This window comes from Deltaproteobacteria bacterium (genome assembly GCA_028818775.1).
Taxonomy (GTDB): Bacteria; Desulfobacterota; Binatia; order UBA9968; family JAJDTQ01; genus JAJDTQ01.
This window is the reverse complement of sequence record JAPPNE010000156.1, coordinates 16,546-34,674: the sequence shown is the minus strand read 5'-3', so window position 1 is coordinate 34,674 and position 18,129 is coordinate 16,546. Positions and strand designations below refer to the sequence as shown.

Below are 18,129 nucleotides of genomic sequence, written 5' to 3'. Positions count from 1 at the left end.
GCTTCCTTGGAGAAGGGAACCGGATGAACCAACCCGCGACCCCGGATGCCAAGCCGCGTCCGCCCATACCGCTGCCGTTCCACTACGGCTGGCTCATCGTGGCGGTGACCTTCTTCGCCAGCTTCAACGGCGCCGGCATCCGCGTGGTTCCCACGGTGCTGATCCATCCGCTGGAGGCCGACTTCGGCTGGGCGCGCTCGGCCATCACCTTCGGCATCTCCATCAACCTTTTGCTCTACGGTGTGGCCGCTCCGATCGTGGGCTGGGTGCTGGACAAGTACGGGCCGCGCAAGGTCATGCTGACCTCGCTGACCCTGCTCTCCGCGGGTTTGCTGTGCACCACGTTCGTCTCCCAGTTGTGGCAGTTCTGGTTGACTTGGGGGGTCATGGTGGGACTGGGGGCCGGCGGCATGTCCGGCGTGCTCTCGGCTTCGGTGGCGCACCGGTGGTTCAACGCCCGGCGCGGGCAAGCGGTGGGCATTCTCAGCAGCGGCAGCTCCACGGGTCAGATCGTCTTCATACCGTTCATGCTTTGGATTATCGCCTACACCGGCTGGCGCACGGGTTCCTACATCCTGGTTGCCTGCACCGGTGCAGCCGTGCTGCTGGTCTGGATGCTCATGCGCGACAATCCGCAGGACATCGGCCTTGAGCCCTACAACCAGGGGCCTGGCGCGCAGGCCGTGCCGCCGGTCGACAAGACGGCGGTCAAGACCGAGGAGGCCAAGACGGCTGCGCCGGTCATGGGCATCCGGGACGCCATCAAGACTCCCACATTCTGGCTCCTGTGCGGCGTGTTCTCCATCTGTGGCGGCACGGCCAACGGCCTCGTCGGCACCCACCTGCTTCCCCATGCCCTGGAGAACGGGTTCGACAAGCTCACGGTAGCCAGCGCCATCGGCCTCATGGGGACCATGAACGTCATCGGGACGCTGTTCTCCGGCTGGCTGGCGGACCGCGTCGACCCCCGGAAGCTGATCGCCGGTGTGTTCACGTTGCGGGGGTTGTCGCTATTCTACCTGACGCTCGTGGACAACACCGCCGGGCTCCTTTTCTTCACCGTCGTGTACGGCCTCGACTGGTTCGCCACGGTGCCGCCCGTGGTCATGCTCGCGGGCCAGACCTTCGGCAAACAGTCCATCGGCCGGATCTATGGCTGGATCTTCCTGGCGCACCAAGTGGGCGGATCAGCCATGGCCTGGGGCGGCGGCCTGCTCTACGACTACGTCGGCAACTACGAGATGGCGTTCTTCGCCGGCGGCTGGATGGGACTCATGGCCGCGGCCTTCGGGCTCAGCATCCGGAAGAAGCCGACGCTCCCGCCGCTGGCCCCCACGCCCGCGGGTGCTCCCGCCTGAGGTTCAGGGGCGTTGGTGTCGATTCAAGCATGGTGGAGATCGTAGAGCAGGGTCCGTTACGAGGACTTGTCCTTGCCGGCGGCGGCACCGCCGGTGTCGTAGACATACTGCCAGGGCACCGAGCAGTGGGCCCAGACGAGGGGTTCGAACTTCTCCCACCATTCCAGGTCACGTCCCTCCATGCTGAGGAACCGCACCATGCGCACCATGTCCTGGATCTGGTACTTCTCCAGGGCGGGCTCGAAGGCGGGCATGATGCCCTTGCCTTTCTTGATGACGCGACGGATGTCGAAGATGTCCAGGTTGGCGACGGTGTCGCGGAAGTCGGGAATCTCGGCGGACAGCGCCTTGGCGATGGGGCCGTCACCCCCGCCGGTGGCGCCGTGGCAGCTCGCGCAGCGCTGGGCGTAGACGAGTTGCATCTCCTCCTCCCGGATGCAGCCCGAAAGGAGCGTCAGGCCCAGCAGCACCAGACCGAGGTAGAGGCCGGAACGCCGGTAGAAGCTCGTCACCATCACCTTTCCTCCTAACATCTTCGATCCGCGAAAAAAACAATTCCCAAGGAGCGCCGGGATACTGGCAATGGTTGGCTTCTCTCCCCGAACCCGATACGCTTGTCGCCATCATCCGTGCGGGACGAGAGACCTCAAGTGGCCATCCGAATCACGCGCGTGTACACGCGAACGGGCGACGACGGCACCACCGGCCTCGTGGGCGGGAAACGCGTTCCCAAGGACTCCAGGCGGGTGGAGGCCTACGGCGCCGTCGACGAGCTGAACGCGGTGGTGGGCCTCGCGCGCGCCTGGAACGAGCAGGGAAGGGGAGAACGCGAGTTGCACCTCAAGCTCGACGGCTGGCTCCAGCAGATCCAGCAGGAGTTGTTCGACCTCGGCAGCGAGCTGGCGACCCCGGAAGACTTCACCTACGAGGGCATGCACCGGGTGGGCGCGGAGGAGGTCACCCGGCTGGAGCAGCTCATCAACGAGTGCCAGAAGGATCTCAAGCCGCTCAAGTCGTTCACCCTGCCGGGCGGCGGACCCGTCAGCGCGCAGCTTCACCAGTGCCGCACGGTGTGCCGGCGGGCCGAGCGGGAGATCCTCCGGCTGTCGCGCGTGGAGCACGTCGGCGAGTGGCCTCTGAAGTACGTCAACCGCTTGAGCGACTTCTTCTACGTCGCCGGGCGCTGGGTGGGCAAGAACCTCGGCGAGACGGAGTACCTCTGGCAGAGGGGGTTGACCAAGGGGCCGGAGTAGGGCGGGCGGCGAGCCTTCGAGGGTGCGCCGCCGCGAATGCACGGAGACTGACATGGCCGGAATTCTGGCAGGCAGGAAGGCGTTGATCTTCGGCGTGGCCAATGAGCGGAGCATCGCCTGGGCGGTGGCTCAGGAGCTGCACGCCCAGGGAGCGGAACTGGCCTTCACCTACGCCGGCGAGGTCCTGGAGAAGCGCGTCCGCCCCTTGGCCGAGGGCATCGGATCGAGCCTGATCCTGCCGTGCGACGTCACCCGCGATGAAGAGATCGAAACCGTCTTCGGGGAGGTCGGGCGCGAGTGGGGCGGTCTCGACATCCTCATCCACGCCATCGCCTTCGCCAACAAGGAGGATCTGGCGCAGCCCTACGTCGAGACCGGGCGGGCCGGGTTCCACACGGCGCTGGACATCAGCGCCTACTCCCTGGTCGTCCTCACGCGCCACGCCGCCCGGCTCATGAAGGGGCGCGACGGGGCGGTGGTGACGCTGACCTACATGGGGTCGGAGAAGGTCGTGCCCAACTACAACGTCATGGGCGTGGCCAAGGCGGCGCTGGAGGCCAGCGTGCGCTACCTGGCCTACGACCTCGGGCCGGACGGCATCCGGGTGAACGCCATTTCGGCCGGGCCGGTGAAGACGCTGGCGGCGGCCGGCATCGCCGGGTTCCGGGACATGCTGCGCCTCGCCGGCGAGCGGGCGCCCCTCAAGCGCAACGTGGACGCCGCCGAGATCGGCCGCACCGCCGTCTATCTCGTGAGCGAGCTGGGGAGCGGCGTCACCGGCGAGACGCTTCACGTCGACGCCGGCTACAACGTGATGGGGATGTAGGGGCGGCGGCCGCACCGGCGCGGAGCCGCGACTCGACAGGACACGACCAGGAGAGACCGTGAAGGAGATTTCGCCGCAGGAAGCCTACGACACGTTACGGCAGGACGCCGGCGCCGTGTACATCGACGTGCGCACGGTGGAGGAGTTCGCCGAGGGGCACCCGGAGGGAGCGGTGAACATTCCCATCGCCTTCCACGATCCGGCGCAGGGCATGGTCTACAACCATGAGTTCGTCGAGGTAGTAGAGCGCCACTACGCCAAGGACCGGAAGTTGCTGCTGGGCTGCAAGGCGGGGCCGCGGTCCAACAGCGCGGCCAACCTGCTGGAGCAGACGGGGTACCAAGACGTCGCCAGCGTCGTGGGCGGCTTCGGCGGCATGCGCGACCCTTACGGACAAGTGCTGGTGGAAGGGTGGGCCGGCCTGGGCCTTCCGGTAAGCCAGGAGAACGGCGAGGGGACCAGCTACGAGTCCCTGGCGGCCAAGCGATAACCCGCCGCGGAGCAGGCGCCGCGCATCCTTTACCCCGACCGAAAGGCTCACCAAAAGTCCGGCCTTTTGTGAGCCTTGCCGCAACCGTCCGGTGCTTGACATGCCTTGTCAATTCAGTGATAAAGGCACGTTTGATTACGTACTTTCTCCCAACACAACCCCAGCGTCTGCCATCTGCCGCAAACGGCCCTTAAACCGTTACGAACGGTGAGGGCTTGTCCTGTCGCGGATCGGGCTTCCACCGTTCAGAGACTATCGTATGGACACCTTTAATTCATTCTTCATCGGCTTGGCCAACATTCTGCCGTTCAGCGAGGCGGGGCAGGATCCGTTCCTGTTCATGCTCATCGGCATCGCCATCGGGTTCGTGGTGGGCATCCTGCCCGGTCTGGGGGGCGCCACGACGCTGGCGCTCATGCTCCCGTTCATCTACAACATGGACCCCACCACCGCGTTCGCGTTTCTGCTGGGTTCCAACGCGGTCACCGCCACCACAGGGGACATCACCTCGATCCTCTTCGGCGTGCCGGGCGAGGGCATTACCGCGGCGACCATCGTCGACGGCCACCCCATGGCCAAGAAGGGAGAAGCGGGCCGCGCCCTGGGCGCGGCGCTCATGAGCTCGCTGGTGGGCGCCGTCTTCGGCGCCTTCGCCCTGGCCCTGGCCATCCCCATCGTGCAGCCGCTGGTGCTCTCCATCGGCTCCTCGGAATTCTTCATGCTGGCCCTTCTGGGCATCACGTTCGTGGCCTCCCTTAGCGGCGGCAACATGCTCAAGGGACTGTGCACCGGCGCCTTCGGGCTGATCCTCGCCACCGTCGGCCTGGACCCCATCGAGAGCGTGCCGCGCTTCACCCTCGACCCGCTCATCGGCGAGGATGCCGCGCTGTTCCTGTGGGACGGTCTCTCGCTGGTCTCGGTCACCGTGGGACTGTTCGCCATCCCCGAGATCATCGAGCTGTCGGTGCAGGGGTCGAGCATCGCGCGCCAGTCCACCGGCAAGCTTGGCGGCGTCATGCAGGGGATCATCGACACCTTCCGGTATTGGAAGCTGGTGCTGAGTTGCAGCGCCATCGGCTCCTACATCGGCCTCATCCCCGGCTTGGGAGGCGGCCCGGCCCAGTGGGTGGCCTACGCCCACGCCGTGCAGAGTTCGGGGGGAGACAAGGACCGCTTCGGCAAGGGCGCCATCGAGGGCGTGCTGGGACCCGGCGCGGCCAACAACTCCAAGGAGGGTGGCGCGCTGGTGCCGACCATCGCCTTCGGCGTGCCCGGCAGCGTCTCCATGGCGATCCTGCTGGGCGCGTTCATCATTCAGGGGATCGTGCCCGGACCGGACCTGCTCGACCCGGCAAAGCACCTGGACCTCACGTTTTCCTTCGTCTGGATCATCGTCGTCTCGAACATCATCACCGTGGCGGTCTGCCTGCTGTTCCTGAACCAGCTCGCCAGGATCACGTTCGTCAAGGGCACCTACCTGATTCCGTTCCTCCTCCTGCTCATCTATCTTGGCGGCTTCGCCGTCAACAATGCCTTCGGCGACATGTTCCTGGTGCTTCTGTTCGGCGCCGTGGGATGGCTCATGGTGCGGTTCGACTGGCAGCGCCCGCCGCTGCTGCTGGGGCTCGTCCTGGGCGGCATCGCGGAGAACAACCTGTTCATCGCCACCAAGGTCTACGGCGCCGGTTTCCTCCTGCGGCCGGGTGTGATCCTGATCGCGCTCCTGATCCTGGCCGGAGCGCTGTATCCCCTCTATCAGTCCTGGCGGGAGCGCAAGCGGGCCGAGCGCCACGAGGACAAGTTCGAGGTGCCCGGCATCACCAAGATGATGGAGCCTGTGTCGCGCAATGACCGCATCGCCCAGGGCGTCTTCGCGTTCTGCTTCGTCGCGTTGTTCGCCTACGTGATGCGCGAGGTCTTCTTCGGCTTCGGCGCTTTCGAGGAACGGGCCGCGCTGTTCCCGCTCATCATCGGCCTTCCCGCCCTGGTCATCAGCGCGGTGGTCTTCGTCAAGGAAGTCACCATCACCTCCAGAGTGGTCGTGCACGGAGAGGAGGGCGTCGAGGACGTCGAAGAGATTTCACCCGAAGAGACGCGCCGCCGCACCTTGGCCATCAGCGCCTGGGTCGTGGGCTTCTTCGTCTCCATCTGGCTCATCGGATTCGTGTGGTCATCGATGGTGGCGACCTTCCTCTATCTCAAGGTCGGGGCGCGGGAGAGCTGGCTCATGTCCATCATCCTGACGGCGGTGGCGTACGCGTTCTTCGCCGGCATCTTCGACCTGACCCTGCATCTGCCGTTCCCGCCCGGCGAACTGTTCGTCTGGCTCGGACTCGATTGATCCAGCCGGGAACTTGGTATCCTGCGTCACACGGCGTCACGATGCGACGCGGGACACGACGCTGGTTTGACCCGCCGGGGGGCGTCCGATAGATTTTCCGCATGCGGAGAGCCCTCCACGTCTGGGCCGTGGTGCTGTTGGTTGTGTGCCACGCGACGGCGCCGCTCCGCATGCCGCCCGCCCACGCCCTGTCCCAGGACGAGGAAATCCGCATCAGCCGGCAGTTCCGGCGCGAGGCCCGGCGTCAGCTCAAGTTCATCGAAGACCCCGAGGTCGAACTCTACGCCGACCGCATCGGCCGCCGTGTCCTCGAAGCCGTCGGCAACATCCGGTACCCGTACCGCTTCTTTGTGATCGAGGATTCGTCGCTGAACGCGTTCGCGGTTCCCGGCGGCAGCATCTTCCTTCACTCCGGCCTCATTCAGCGGGTGGAGAGCACGGACGAGCTGGCTTCGGTCATCGCCCATGAGATCGTTCACGTGAACGCGCGGCACTTCCACGTTCTCGCTTCCTCCACGGACGTCGCCATGCTCGTCGGCATGCTGGGGGTGTTCCTGGCGCCGGTCATCGGCCCCGCCGCCCTGGCCGGGCCCGCGGTAGCCATGTCGCGGCAACTGGAGTTCAGCCGGCAGATGGAGGAGCAGGCGGACAACCTCGGCGTCGGCTACCTTGCCCGCGCCGGTTACGATCCTCAGGCGGCGGTCACCTTCATGCAGAGGATGTACCGCGACCGGCTGCTCAATCCCGTCGGGAGGCCGGCTTACCTGCTGACGCATCCGTTGACGGACAAACGGATCGCCAATCTGTCGGCATCGATACGCGCGCAGGGGCTTTCGGCGCCCCGTTTCAGGGACGCCGACGACATCCAGCGCGTCAAGTTGTTGATCGCGCTGCGGGACAAGCCCGATGCGGTGGTGGAACGGCTGCGGAAAGACCACGAAGACCGTCCCGCCGCGGCCATGCCCGCGTACGCGCTCGGGCTCGCCTATGCCGCCACCGGCCGGTGGGTGCAGGCGCGGGACATGCTGGAGCGGGTGGCGCGGTTGAACCTGGCCGTCCCCAACCTGCACCGTGACCTCGGACGCGTGTACCTGCACACGGAGGAAATCTCCAAGGCTCATGCCGCCCTTGAGCGCATGCTGGAACGCCGGCCCGAAGATCCCATCAGCCACCTGTACCAGGGCCGGCTCTTCGAGAAGGAATCGCGTTTTCGGGAAGCCGCGCGTGCCTACCTGAAGGCGCGTCAGTCGGCGCCGTTCTGGCCCGAGGCCGCGCGCCGTCTCGGATACGCCTACCGGAAGCTGAACCAGCCCGGCAAGGCCCACTACTACCTGGCCCAGTCGTACCTGCTGCGGGACGAGACCGGCAAGGCCATCGATGCGTTGGAGCGCGCGGCCCAGCAGTACGAGCCGGACTCGCCCAGGCAGCAGGTGATCCGGGACGAAATCGCCGCCATCCGGGCCGGAGGCTGAGGCCCCACGAATCTCTCCGGGCGCATCCGAGACTAGTCCATGAGCGCCTTGTAAAGGCGCTTGCGCGCCTGCACGTAGATCTGACAGACTCTCGCTTCCGTCACGCCCAGCCCCTCCCCGATCTCGCGGAACTTGAGATCATGGTAGTGGCGTAGCGTGACCACCACGCGTTCTCGCTCCGGAAGCCCGGCCACCGCCTGCTTCAGCTTGTCCACCAAGTCGACGCGTTCGACGTCGTGACACGGGTCTCGATAGAGATCCGGGCCGTCGGCGCTTCGGTCCATGATCAGATCCAGCTCGCTGCACGCAGGGTCGTCGAGGCTCAGGCACCCGTGCTCCCCCACCTGGTAGTTGAGCTTGTGGTACCGTTCCAGAGGCAGTTCCAGCTCCCGAGCCATTTCTTCGGATGTGGCCTCGCGGCAGAGTTGCCCGGTGAGGCGCGCGCGTGCCGTGGCAAAGCGGCGCCCCCAGGCCCGGATCGAACGGCTGACCCAGTCCAGAGATCGCAGGCACTGGATCATTTCGCCGTAGATGCGGTGCCTGGCGAAGACGGGGAAAGTGACGCCGCGTTCAGGATCGTAGCGGTCCAGCGCCTCCAGCAGACCCACCACGCCGGAGTTGATCAATGCGTCGACGTCCACGTTGGGCGGCAGCCGGCGGTGAAGCTGACGGGCGATGGCTTCCACCAGGGGCAGGTGCGCCGCGACGCATTCGTCCCGGCAATCCTCTTCCGCGGCCGCCACCAGGGTTCCCGGCTCCGGCCCGCACGGGGGCTCCTTCATGCCGCAACATGAGAGCAACCGCCGTGCCAGCGGGGTGAGAAAGCCCCAAAGCCAACGGCCACGGGCACTTGGCAGGGGCCGGCGGGAGGGCTGCGCGGGCTTGAGGTGTCAACGGAAGGAGACCGGCGTCACGTCCTTGCCGGCTCAGCGATAGAGTTCCACCAACTCCACCAGTCCCAGGGCGCGCATTTCGCCGAAGAGGTGTCGCTTGATCTGGTCGACCGTGTCCATCCGGAGCGCGGTCTCGGCGATGGCTTGCGCGCGTTCGTAGCTCACCGTGCGTACCAGCTTGCGGACCACGGATATGGACAGGGACTCCATGCTGAACTCTTCGAGGCCCATCCCCATCAACAACACGGTGGAGAGCGGGTCGCCGGCCATCTCGCCGCACATCGCCGCTCCCTTCCCGCGGTCCTTGGCCGCGCGAATGACCTGGCTCAGCGCCGACAGGACCGCGGGATGAAACGGTTCGTACAGGGGCGCCACCTTGCGGTTGCCGCGGTCCACGGCCAGCAGGTACTGGATGAGATCGTTGGTGCCGATGCTCACGAAATCCACTTCCTCCACCAGGCGGTGGACCATCTGCACCGCCGACGGCACCTCGATCATGATTCCCAGTTCCATGCCGGCGTCAAAGGGGACGCCGCGGCGGGTGAGTTCGTTCTTGATCTCGCGCACCATGGCCTTGACCCGGAGGATCTCCTCCAGGCTGGAGACCATGGGGATCAACATGCGCACCGGTCCCAGCGCACTCGCGCGGAGGATGGCGCGGAGCTGCATCCGGAACGTGTCGGACACTTCCAGGGACACCCGGATGGAACGCCATCCGAGAAAGGGATTCGGCTCGGAACGGGCGAGGCCGACATAGGGCGGGTACTTGTCGGCGCCGATGTCGAGGGTGCGGATGGTGACGGGCTTGCCCGCCATCCCCTCCACGACCTTCTGATAGAGGGCGAACTGCTGCGCCTCGGTGGGAAAGTCATGGTAGGCGAGAAACGGAATCTCCGTCCGGTAAAGGCCGATGCCCTCGGCGCCGTGGGCATGCGCGAACCGGATGTCCGTGAGCAGGCCCATGTTGGCCAGCAGACGCACCCGGTGGCCGTCGGTGGTCTCGGCCGGCAAATCGCGCATCTCGTCCAGTTCGCGATTGACCGCGAGATAGTGGCGCTCCAGCCGGTCGTACTCGCCGATGATCTCCCTGTTGGGATTGACGAACACCACTCCCGAGTTGCCGTCGACGATCAACGAGTCCTCCGCTTGCACGCTCTCGAGCAGGCCCTCCGCCGCCACCACGGTAGGGATCTCGAACGACTTGGCAAGCAGGGATGCGTGGGACGTGACGCCGCCCGTGGAAAGAACGATGCCCTGGAAACGATCTCCCTCGATGACCGCGAGGTCCGCCGGCGAAAGGTCTTCGGCCACCAGGATGGCGCCGCTGTCCGGGATCGTCTGCCGGCGGTCTCCGGTCCCGGACAGGTTGTCCAGCAGGCGCTCGGCGACGTCGCGGATGTCGGCCGTGCGTTCCTTGAGGTAGCTGTCGCCCACCTCGCTCACGGTCTGCATGTGCTTCCGGAAGGTGCTGGCCACGGCGTAGTAGGCGGTCAGTCCCCTCTCGCGGATGCGTTTTTCTATCTCGTCCTGAAGGACGGGATCGTTGAGCACCAGCCGGTGCACGTCGAAGATCGCTCCGGCCTCGTCGGAGATGAGGGCGGTCATGCGGGTCTTGATCTCCGCTACTTGTGCCACGGCGCGCCGCACCGCCGAACGAAAGCGTTCGACCTCCCCCCGGGGATCGCCCGTGTGGGACCTCGTGACCGCGCCCAGGTCAAGGCGCCGCTGCATGATGTGCGCCTTGCCGATGGCGAAGCCCGGGCAGGCGGTCAGCCCGGTGAGACGGCTGCGGAACTTGCGCGGCGCTTCGCCGCTGCGCTGCTTGCCCCGTCCCTCGGAAGACCGGAGCCGGCGCATTGCGCCGACCATGCGCCGGCGCGACTGCCTGCGCTCACGCTCCTTGTCCTTGAGCGAGTCCATCAGCCGGGCGTGCACGATGATGGTGGAAACCTGCGCGGAGATGGCCTTGAGCAGACGGACCTCGTCCTGCGTGAACTCGCGCGGGCGGGAGGTCTGCACCACCAGAACGCCGATGGGTTTCTTGCGCGCGTTGACCGGGACGCCGAAAAAGGAGTGGTACCGTTCTTCGCCGGTCTCCGGGAAATAGAGGAACCGGGGATGCGACGGAGCGTCCATCACCATCACGGGCTCGCCGGTCTCCACCACCAGTCCCGCCAGCCCCTCTCCGACGTTCATGGAGACGCGCCCCACGGCCACCGGGTCCAGCCCCTTGGTGGCGCCGAGGGTGAGCCTGCCCAGGTCCGTGTCGAGAAGGTAGACAGAGCACACCTCGGTCTGCATGCGCTTGGCCACGATGCCGGCAATGCTGTTGAGGCATCCTTGCAAGTCCGCGGCTTCGTCCACGAACCGGCCGATTTCCTCCAGGGTCACCAGGTGGGAAGCATCTTCCTCGGGCGCGCTTTCGGTCACGTTGATCATGGGCCCTTTATAGCGCAATTCACCGGACAGGGCACGACGTATGGCCGCCGCCTGGACGGCCGCGCGACGCGAGCCGGCTCGATTTGACCCGGTTTTGGGCAGATGTTACGTTGCCTCGATGTCCGTTCAAAGACTCTCTCACAGCCACGAACAACAGACGGATTCCCTCGCCGGGCATGTCCGCGCCATCCTCGCCGCGCTCGGGGAAGACCCCGACCGGGAGGGCCTCCAGAGGACCCCGGAAAGAGTCGCCGCGGCTCTGTCGTTTTTCACGAGCGGGTACGAACAGGACCCGGAAGCCATCATCAACGGCGCCCTTTTCACCGAAGACTACCAGGAGATGATCCTGGAGAAGGACATCGATTTCTTCTCCCTCTGCGAGCATCATCTGCTGCCGTTTCACGGCAAGGCCCACGTGGCCTACATTCCACGCCGTCAAATCGTCGGGGTGTCCAAGCTGGCGCGGCTGGTGGATGCCTACGCCCGGCGCCTGCAGGTGCAGGAGCGGCTGACCAACCAGATCGCCCAGACCGTCATGGAGCGCATCAAGCCGCTGGGGGTCGCGGTGGTGATGGAAGCCGAGCACATGTGCATGCGCATGCGCGGGGTGCAGAAGCAGAACTCCACCATCGTGACCAGCGCGCTCCTGGGCGCTTTCCGCACACAGGAGAAGACGCGCGCGGAGTTCATGAACCTGATTCGTGGCCGTCCATTCTGATTCATGCCATGGAAATCAAGCTGAGGGAGATCACCCCGGCGCGAGTCCGGAGCGCGCTGCTGGCGGTTCCGGTGACCGACAAGGGGCTCGAGGACAGCTTGGTGCGGACCCTCGACCGCGGACTCCATGGCCGTCTCGGCGCGCTCGTCAAGAAGAGCGGTTTCAAGGCCAAGAGCGGCGGCTCGCTCCTGGTGGCGACGCACGGCGCCATGCCCGCCGGGCACCTGCTGCTGGTGGGCGTCGGAAAGCACGAAGACGAGCGGCTCCATGACTGGCGCGTGGCCGGGGCGGTGACCGCCAGAGAGGCCGCGCGGCTCTGGGCCGACGAGGCGACCTTCATGCTGCCTCGGGACCAGCAGGTGGACGCGGTGGTGAGCGCCGTCGCCGAGGGCGCTCTCCTCAACGGCTACCGCTTCACCAAGTACCGTTCCAACGGCAACTCCGGGGCAGCGCTCCGCACCCTCGTCCTGGGACGCACCGCGGGTACCCGGAGCGCGGCCCTGGCCCGCGCCGTCAAGCGCGCGCGACTGGCGGCGTCGGCCGTGGCGCTGGCGCGGGATCTCGTGAACGAGCCGCCGTCCACGGCAACCGCGGCCTACCTGGCGGAGCAGGCGCTGGCCTCGTGCCAGGGCCAAGGGCTCGAGGTGGAGGTGTGGGGCAAGCGGAAGATCCAGCAGATGAAGCTTGCCGGACTCCTCGCGGTCAACCAGGGAAGCCGCGAGGAGCCGCGCTTCATACACATGCGCTACCGGCCCAAGGGGCCGGCGCGGAAAAAGCTGGCCCTCATCGGCAAGGGCATCACGTTCGATTCCGGAGGACTGTCCCTCAAGCCGGCGCGCTCCATGGAGACCATGAAGCTCGACATGGCCGGGGGCGCGGCGGTCATCGGGGTCATGAGCGTGCTGCCGGAGTTGGCGCCCGAGGCGGAGGTGCTGGGCCTGGTGCCGGCCACGGACAACCTGCCGGACGGCGGCGCTCAGAAGCCGGGAGACATCATCCGCTACCGCAGCGGCAAGACCGTGGAGGTCATGAATACCGACGCCGAGGGCCGGCTCATTCTCGCGGACGCCCTGACCCTGGCGGCGGCGGAGAAGCCCGACTGCATGATCAATCTCGCCACGCTGACCGGGGCCTGCATCGTGGCGCTGGGCAACGAGTTGGCCGGGCTGTTCAGCAACGACGATGAGCTTGCGGACCGTCTGATGGCGTGCGGCCGGGATGCCGGCGAAGGACTCTGGCGGCTGCCCCTGGCCGCCGAGTACCGCGAGGACATCAAGAGCAGCGTCGCCGACATCAAGAACGTGGGCGGCGGCTCCGCCGGCGCCATCACCGCGGCGCTGTTCCTTCAGGAGTTCGTCGGAGAGGTGCCTTGGGCGCATCTGGACATCGCCGGGCCCGCGTTCGCGAGCAAGGAGCACCTTACGCATCCGAAAGGGGGGACGGGGTTCGGGGTCCGCACTCTGTTGAACCTTCTTTCGGAGATATGAGACGCCGTTGAGGACACCACAGCAGGAGGGAGACACGTTTCCATGGAGATATCCCACGTCGCGGACAGCGAGTTCGAAGCGCAGGTGATCGGCGCGTCCTTGCCGGTGCTGGTGGATTTTTGGGCTCCATGGTGCGGTCCGTGCAAGGCCATCGCGCCCGTGCTGGAAGAGCTGGCGCGCGAGTACGACGGGCGTCTCAAGGTGGTCAAGATCAACGTCGACGAGAATCCCGAGACCCCCAGCCGCTACGGCGTCCGGGGAATCCCCAACCTGATGATCTTCCGGGAAGGAGCCCTTTCGGGCCAGATCGTCGGCGCCGCCCCGAAGGCCAGGCTGGTAAGCGAGATCGACAAGGCCCTGGGCTGAAAACCCGTTCCGCCGCGGCCCGGACTGGCCGCTAGCGTGTGTTGCGCCTCATGCTCACGTTGATCAGGAGCCCGAGAGCCAGCATGGTGGTGACCAGCGAGGACCCGCCGTAGCTGATGAGGGGCAAGGGGATGCCTACCACCGGCAGCAGTCCGGTGACCATGCCGATGTTGATGGTGAACTGCCAGAACAGCATCGCCGTGATCCCCGCCGCCAGCAGCACGCCGAAACGGTCCTGAGCCCGCCGCACCACCCGTAGCGCCAGCAGGATCAGCAGCGTATACGCCGCCAACAGCACCACGCACCCGGAAAATCCCCACTCTTCCGCGAACACCGCGAAGATGAAGTCCGTATGCTGCTCGGGCAGGAACTCCAGGCGGTTCTGGCTGCCCTGGAGATACCCCGTGCCCCAGAGGCGTCCGGAGCCGATGGCGATCTTGGACTGCACGACGTGGTAGCCGGCTCCGAGCGGGTCCGACTCGGGGTTCATGAAGGTCCAGATGCGGGTCTTCTGATACGGTTTGAGGAACTGCCATCCGACGGGCAAAGCGGCGATGGCGGCCGCGGTGAAGTACGCCAGCGAGCGCACCCGCAGCCCGGACATCACCGCCACCGCCATGGCGATGAGAAATATCAGCACGGCCGTGCCCAGGTCCGGTTGCAGGAGCACGAGCAACAGGACCGGCGCGCACAGCATGAGCGGTACGCCCAGAGCGGTCAACGAGTAGCCGGGCTCGTAGTAGCAAAGCGTCTTGGCGAGCACGAGCACAAGCACGATCTTGGCCAGCTCGGAGGGTTGAAGGGCGAAGAAGCGCAGGTCCAGCCAACGCTGGGAGCCGCCGCTGGTGATGCCGATGAGCAGCACCAGGCCGAGGAGGATGACGAGGGCGCCGTAGATCGGGTACGCCCAGCGGTTCAGGCGCTGGTAGTCCACCGAGAAGGCCAGCACCATGCAGAACAGGCCGATGACGAGCCAGTAGGATTGCTTGGTGGCGAGGTAGCGTGAGCACTCTTCGTTGACGCTGCAGGTGGCGCTGTAGATGGTGACGATCCCCAGCAGCGCCAGCCCGACGGAGAGGACGAACAACGGCCAGTCGAAGCCGGCCACGAGGCGGCGGTCAATTTGCATGTCGCGGCCGCTCGGCGAACAACGCGTTCAACTGCGCGTCGGTCATTTCCACATCTTCGGACTCGTCGTCACCCGAGAGGAACCAGGCCTCGACCACCTTGCGGGTGATGGGGGCGGCCGTGGCTCCTCCGCCACCGCCGTGCTCCACGAGGGTGGCGACGGCGATCTCGGGTTTGTCCGCCGGGGCGTAGGCCACGAACCACGCGTGGTCCCGGATCTCGTAAGGCAGGTCCTTGCTCTTGACCGCCTCTCCGCGCATCTCCGCCACCTGGGCGGTGCCGGTCTTGCCGGCGATGTCCACCAGGTCCGAACGCGCGCGCCGGGCCGTGCCGTGTCGCCCGTGGACCACGTCGAACAGCGCCCGGCGCACGATTTCCAGACTGCCCTTCTTGAGGTTCACGGTGGCGGTGCGCACCGGGCCGTATTCTTCCATCACTTCGCCGTCCGGGGAAAAAACCCGCTGAACGAACCACGGGCGATAGACGGTTCCGCCGTTGGCGACGGCGGCGACCATGCTGGCCATTTGAAGCGGCGTCGCCCCGACGAACCCCTGACCGATGCCCACCAGCGGGGTCTCGCCCGTGTACCAGGGGGCGCCGAAACGCCGCTTCTTCCATGCGCGGTCGGGGACCAGACCAGCGCTTTCGCCCTCCAGGACGATGCCCGTGCGCGAGCCCAGCCCGAAACGGCGCGCCCACTTGGCCATCCTGTCGACCCCCAGCCGCAGCGCCACTTGGTAGAAGTAGACGTCGCACGACTGCACCAGGGCCTTGTGCATGTCGACATGGCCGTGTCCCTGCTTCTTCCAGTCCCTCAGGACCCGATTGCCCACCTTGTAGGTGCCGCCGCAGAACAGTCGCTGGTTCGGGGAGATGACCCCTTCCTGCAGCGCGGCCAGGGCCGTCACGATCTTGAAGGTAGAACCCGGCGGGAAGTGACCTTGCAACGTCCTGTTGTGCAGCGGGGTTTCGCTGTCGTCGGTCAGCCGGCGCCACTCGCGGGCCGTCAATCCTCGCGCGAACGCGTTGGGATCGAACGCGGGGGTGCTGACCAGGGCCAGCACGGCGCCGCTGTTCACGTCGAGGACGACCACGGCGCCCTCCCGGCCCCTCAACGCGTCATAGGCCGCCTGTTGCACGTCCATGTCCAGCGTCAACACGACGTTGTGGCCGGGCGTCGCCTTGAGCCGGTCGATGACCCGGACCTTCTGGCCGGTGGCGTCCACCTCTACGCGTTCGCCGCCGCTGCGGCCGGCGAGGTGGGGCTCCCAGAGCTTCTCGAGGCCGGCCTGTCCGATCTCGTCTCCGCCGCGGTAGCCTTTTCGGCGCAGTCCCTGCAACTGACCGGTGCTGATTTCCCCAAGGTAGCCGAGGAGGTGGGCGGTCATGTCGTCGGTCAGGTAGCTGCGCCGCGCCTTCACGCTCACGTGGACGCCCGGGAGGTCCAGTCGGTGCGTCTCCACCGCCACCACCGCGGGCCAATCCACGTCGCGGAGGAGGGTCACTCCCTTCGAACCGTTGGTGTGGCGCGCGGCCTCCAGGAGCTCTGCGGCGTCGGTGTCCAGCAGGTGTGCGAGATGTCGCAGCGAAGCGACCCGGTTTTCCGCTTCGCCCGGCGTGTAGCGCAGATCGAAGGACGGGCGGCTGTTGATCAGCAGGCGCTGGTGGCGGTCGAACACCAGGCCGCGCACCGCGGGAATACGCTCCAGCCGGATACGGTTGCTCTCGGACAGCACCGCATACCTGTGGCCTTGCAGGACCTGGAGCATCCAGAGGCGGTAAGTCAGCAACGCGAATGCCAGCAGGACCAGGAGCGCGAAGAAGCGGACGCGTCCGCGGAACTCCGGCAGCGTTCGGGAGCTTGGCCTAAGAGGAAGCATTGGCGAGAGAAGGGGGCTTTTTCACGGTTTCCATGCGGTTGTGGATGGAGCGAAGCATCAGGAAGAGCGGCGGCGCGATGCATGCGGAAAAGAGGGCCTCCCGCAGGACGGCGTCCCCGACTACCATCCAGTTGCCCGCAGACAACTCGAAAAGCGGTGAGATGGCGATCAGTGCGCCCACCTTGAGCCATACGGCGACGAATACGGTGATGGCGCTGATCAGCGGACCCTTGGCCCATACGTATCGAAACGCCAGGTAGACCACGAGAAACACCGCGGAAAAGGCCACGGCGTTGACGCCGGGTTGCGGACTCGACAGCATGTCGATGGCGTATCCCAGGAGGAAGGTCGTCCACACGGCATCCACCCGAGGCCGGTTCAGCGCCAGGTATACACACAGGATCAGGGTCAGGTCGGGAATGATGGGCGTCCAACTCGCCAGATGCAGGACCGTGGCCTGAAGGACGACGAAGGTCAAACCCATGCCGAAGTAGACCAGCGACAGGTTCATGGTGTGGCGGACGGTGCTGCCTGCGAATCCGGCTGCGGCGCGGAGGAGTAGGACGGTCGTGGCTTGTCGGAAATGAAGAGCACCTCTTCCATCACCAACGGGTCCACCGCCAGCGAGACCCGGACACGCCGGAAAAGCCCGGGCCCGTCGTCGGCGATCTCCATGATGGTGCCTACCAGAAGCCCCTTGGGGAAGGTTCCGTCCAACCCCGAGGTGATGAGGCGGTCGCCCGGCCGGATGTCGTCGTTGCGCCCCATGTACTTGACGATGGGCTCTCCATCCACCGAGCCCGAGACGATGCCGCGCACCCGAGTCCGCTGCGTGATGATGTCGATGCCGCTCTTGTGGTCCGTAAGCAGCAGGACCTTGGCGGTATCATCGGCCACCGAGACGACCCGGCCCACGACGCCTCTGGGCGTGATCACCGCCATGCCCCGATGGACTCCTGAGCCGGCGCCCTTGTCCACCGTGATGGTGCGGAACCAACTGCTGGCGCTGTTGCTGATGACCGTGGCGGCCACCGACTCCCGCAGGATCCGCGTGCGAATCTCCAGCAGTTCGGTCAGGCGGTCATTGGCCAGCTTGGCCTCGAAGAGCCTGTTGCGCTCGGCTTCCAGAGCCGCGACCTGTTCCTTCAGGGCTTGGTTCTCGTTCCACAGATCCTTGAAGGCCACGAAGTTGATCTGGATGTTGCGGATCGTCGAACCCAGCGCATGGAGCGACTTCTGAATCGGCTTGACCGATTGCGCCAGGACGCGCGTGACCGGGTCGCCCTTCTCCGGCGCGGCGGATGAGACCGTGACGACGTAGAATGCCAGGGCCAGGGCGCACGTGGCGTGGATCGGCATCCGGTACCGGCGCAGCACGGTCAGGGCCAGAAACCAAGCTTGCCTGACACGGGACGGGCGGGATTGGCCGGGTTGCGGCGATGAGCGGGGCGAGTCCGCAGTTTTCCCTGTCCTGGCTG

The 18,129-nt window shown here is 66.2% G+C and carries 16 protein-coding genes; 9 read left to right on the top strand and 7 right to left on the bottom strand.

Annotation, left to right across the window (positions count from 1 at the left end; all coding sequences use genetic code 11):
- Window positions 1-23 precede the first annotated feature (23 nt).
- On the top strand, window positions 24-1,358 hold the full coding sequence (locus OXU42_17250; GenBank protein ID MDE0031135.1) for an MFS transporter: 1,335 nt from the start codon (window positions 24-26) through the stop codon (window positions 1,356-1,358).
- 56 nt (window positions 1,359-1,414) lie between these two features.
- On the opposite strand, the gene OXU42_17245 is transcribed toward OXU42_17250, so the two are convergent.
- Window positions 1,415-1,873, bottom strand: a complete 459-nt coding sequence (locus OXU42_17245; protein ID MDE0031134.1) for a cytochrome c — start codon at window positions 1,871-1,873, stop codon at window positions 1,415-1,417.
- Between the two features lie 141 nt (window positions 1,874-2,014).
- Between OXU42_17245 and OXU42_17240 the strand changes: the two genes are divergently transcribed.
- The 5 genes from OXU42_17240 to OXU42_17220 all read left to right on the top strand — a co-directional run bounded on the left by OXU42_17240 (window position 2,015) and on the right by OXU42_17220 (window position 7,740).
- Window positions 2,015-2,611 carry a cob(I)yrinic acid a,c-diamide adenosyltransferase gene (locus tag OXU42_17240; protein ID MDE0031133.1) on the top strand — a complete coding sequence of 199 codons (597 nt, stop codon included), beginning with the start codon at window positions 2,015-2,017 and terminating at the stop codon, window positions 2,609-2,611.
- Window positions 2,612-2,663: 52 nt separating this feature from the next.
- Window positions 2,664-3,437 carry an enoyl-ACP reductase gene (locus tag OXU42_17235; protein MDE0031132.1) on the top strand — a complete coding sequence of 258 codons (774 nt, stop codon included), beginning with the start codon at window positions 2,664-2,666 and terminating at the stop codon, window positions 3,435-3,437.
- Between the two features lie 58 nt (window positions 3,438-3,495).
- The gene (locus tag OXU42_17230) at window positions 3,496-3,927 is read left to right on the top strand and encodes a rhodanese-like domain-containing protein (protein ID MDE0031131.1); all 432 of its coding nucleotides are present in this window, start codon (window positions 3,496-3,498) and stop codon (window positions 3,925-3,927) included.
- A 259-nt stretch (window positions 3,928-4,186) separates the two neighbouring features.
- Window positions 4,187-6,268, top strand: coding sequence for a tripartite tricarboxylate transporter permease (locus OXU42_17225; protein MDE0031130.1), 2,082 nt, complete (start codon window positions 4,187-4,189; stop codon window positions 6,266-6,268).
- Window positions 6,269-6,369: 101 nt separating this feature from the next.
- On the top strand, window positions 6,370-7,740 hold the full coding sequence (locus tag OXU42_17220; GenBank protein MDE0031129.1) for a M48 family metalloprotease: 1,371 nt from the start codon (window positions 6,370-6,372) through the stop codon (window positions 7,738-7,740).
- A gap of 32 nt (window positions 7,741-7,772) precedes the next feature.
- On the opposite strand, the gene OXU42_17215 is transcribed toward OXU42_17220, so the two are convergent.
- Window positions 7,773-8,522, bottom strand: coding sequence for a FliA/WhiG family RNA polymerase sigma factor (locus tag OXU42_17215; GenBank protein ID MDE0031128.1), 750 nt, complete (start codon window positions 8,520-8,522; stop codon window positions 7,773-7,775).
- 144 nt (window positions 8,523-8,666) lie between these two features.
- Window positions 8,667-11,072: a phosphoenolpyruvate--protein phosphotransferase gene (gene ptsP, locus OXU42_17210; GenBank protein MDE0031127.1), complete on the bottom strand. Its 2,406-nt coding sequence runs from the start codon at window positions 11,070-11,072 to the stop codon at window positions 8,667-8,669.
- 118 nt (window positions 11,073-11,190) lie between these two features.
- On the opposite strand from ptsP, the gene folE reads away from it, so the two are divergent.
- From folE to trxA, 3 genes are read left to right on the top strand one after another with little or no spacing between them, the layout of a single operon-like run.
- Window positions 11,191-11,790: a GTP cyclohydrolase I FolE gene (gene folE / locus OXU42_17205; GenBank protein ID MDE0031126.1), complete on the top strand. Its 600-nt coding sequence runs from the start codon at window positions 11,191-11,193 to the stop codon at window positions 11,788-11,790.
- An 8-nt stretch (window positions 11,791-11,798) separates the two neighbouring features.
- Window positions 11,799-13,277 (top strand): leucyl aminopeptidase, encoded by a 1,479-nt coding sequence (locus OXU42_17200; GenBank protein ID MDE0031125.1) that lies wholly within the window; start codon window positions 11,799-11,801, stop codon window positions 13,275-13,277.
- 42 nt (window positions 13,278-13,319) lie between these two features.
- Complete coding sequence (gene trxA, locus OXU42_17195) at window positions 13,320-13,643, top strand: thioredoxin (GenBank protein MDE0031124.1); 324 nt, start codon at window positions 13,320-13,322, stop codon at window positions 13,641-13,643.
- Window positions 13,644-13,674: 31 nt separating this feature from the next.
- Here trxA and rodA read toward each other — a convergent pair whose 3' ends face one another.
- The 4 genes from rodA to mreC are packed head-to-tail and all read right to left on the bottom strand — an operon-like array spanning window position 13,675 to window position 18,010.
- The gene (rodA, locus tag OXU42_17190; protein ID MDE0031123.1) at window positions 13,675-14,772 is read right to left on the bottom strand and encodes a rod shape-determining protein RodA; all 1,098 of its coding nucleotides are present in this window, start codon (window positions 14,770-14,772) and stop codon (window positions 13,675-13,677) included.
- Entirely contained in the window at window positions 14,762-16,651 is a 1,890-nt protein-coding gene (mrdA, locus tag OXU42_17185; protein MDE0031122.1) for a penicillin-binding protein 2, read from the bottom strand. The genes rodA and mrdA overlap by 11 nt, the downstream gene beginning before the upstream one ends.
- Window positions 16,638-17,162: a rod shape-determining protein MreD gene (gene mreD, locus OXU42_17180; protein MDE0031121.1), complete on the bottom strand. Its 525-nt coding sequence runs from the start codon at window positions 17,160-17,162 to the stop codon at window positions 16,638-16,640. Before mreD ends, mrdA begins: the two co-directional genes overlap by 14 nt.
- Window positions 17,159-18,010, bottom strand: a complete 852-nt coding sequence (gene mreC / locus OXU42_17175) for a rod shape-determining protein MreC (protein ID MDE0031120.1) — start codon at window positions 18,008-18,010, stop codon at window positions 17,159-17,161. Before mreC ends, mreD begins: the two co-directional genes overlap by 4 nt.
- Window positions 18,011-18,129: the final 119 nt, after the last annotated feature.

Excerpts from the sequence above, each read along its gene's own strand:
- OXU42_17250 (MDE0031135.1), top strand. The coding sequence starts at position 24 with ATGAACCAACCCGCGACCCCGGATGCCAAGCCGCGTCCGCCCATACCG.
- OXU42_17245 (MDE0031134.1), bottom strand. The coding sequence starts at position 1,873 with ATGGTGACGAGCTTCTACCGGCGTTCCGGCCTCTACCTCGGTCTGGTG.
- OXU42_17235 (MDE0031132.1), top strand. The coding sequence starts at position 2,664 with ATGGCCGGAATTCTGGCAGGCAGGAAGGCGTTGATCTTCGGCGTGGCC.
- OXU42_17225 (MDE0031130.1), top strand. The coding sequence starts at position 4,187 with ATGGACACCTTTAATTCATTCTTCATCGGCTTGGCCAACATTCTGCCG.
- OXU42_17220 (MDE0031129.1), top strand. The coding sequence starts at position 6,370 with ATGCGGAGAGCCCTCCACGTCTGGGCCGTGGTGCTGTTGGTTGTGTGC.
- OXU42_17215 (MDE0031128.1), bottom strand. The coding sequence starts at position 8,522 with ATGAAGGAGCCCCCGTGCGGGCCGGAGCCGGGAACCCTGGTGGCGGCC.
- ptsP (MDE0031127.1), bottom strand. The coding sequence starts at position 11,072 with ATGATCAACGTGACCGAAAGCGCGCCCGAGGAAGATGCTTCCCACCTG.
- folE (MDE0031126.1), top strand. The coding sequence starts at position 11,191 with ATGTCCGTTCAAAGACTCTCTCACAGCCACGAACAACAGACGGATTCC.
- OXU42_17200 (MDE0031125.1), top strand. The coding sequence starts at position 11,799 with ATGGAAATCAAGCTGAGGGAGATCACCCCGGCGCGAGTCCGGAGCGCG.
- trxA (MDE0031124.1), top strand. The coding sequence starts at position 13,320 with ATGGAGATATCCCACGTCGCGGACAGCGAGTTCGAAGCGCAGGTGATC.
- rodA (MDE0031123.1), bottom strand. The coding sequence starts at position 14,772 with ATGCAAATTGACCGCCGCCTCGTGGCCGGCTTCGACTGGCCGTTGTTC.
- mrdA (MDE0031122.1), bottom strand. The coding sequence starts at position 16,651 with ATGCTTCCTCTTAGGCCAAGCTCCCGAACGCTGCCGGAGTTCCGCGGA.
- mreD (MDE0031121.1), bottom strand. The coding sequence starts at position 17,162 with ATGAACCTGTCGCTGGTCTACTTCGGCATGGGTTTGACCTTCGTCGTC.
- mreC (MDE0031120.1), bottom strand. The coding sequence starts at position 18,010 with ATGCCGATCCACGCCACGTGCGCCCTGGCCCTGGCATTCTACGTCGTC.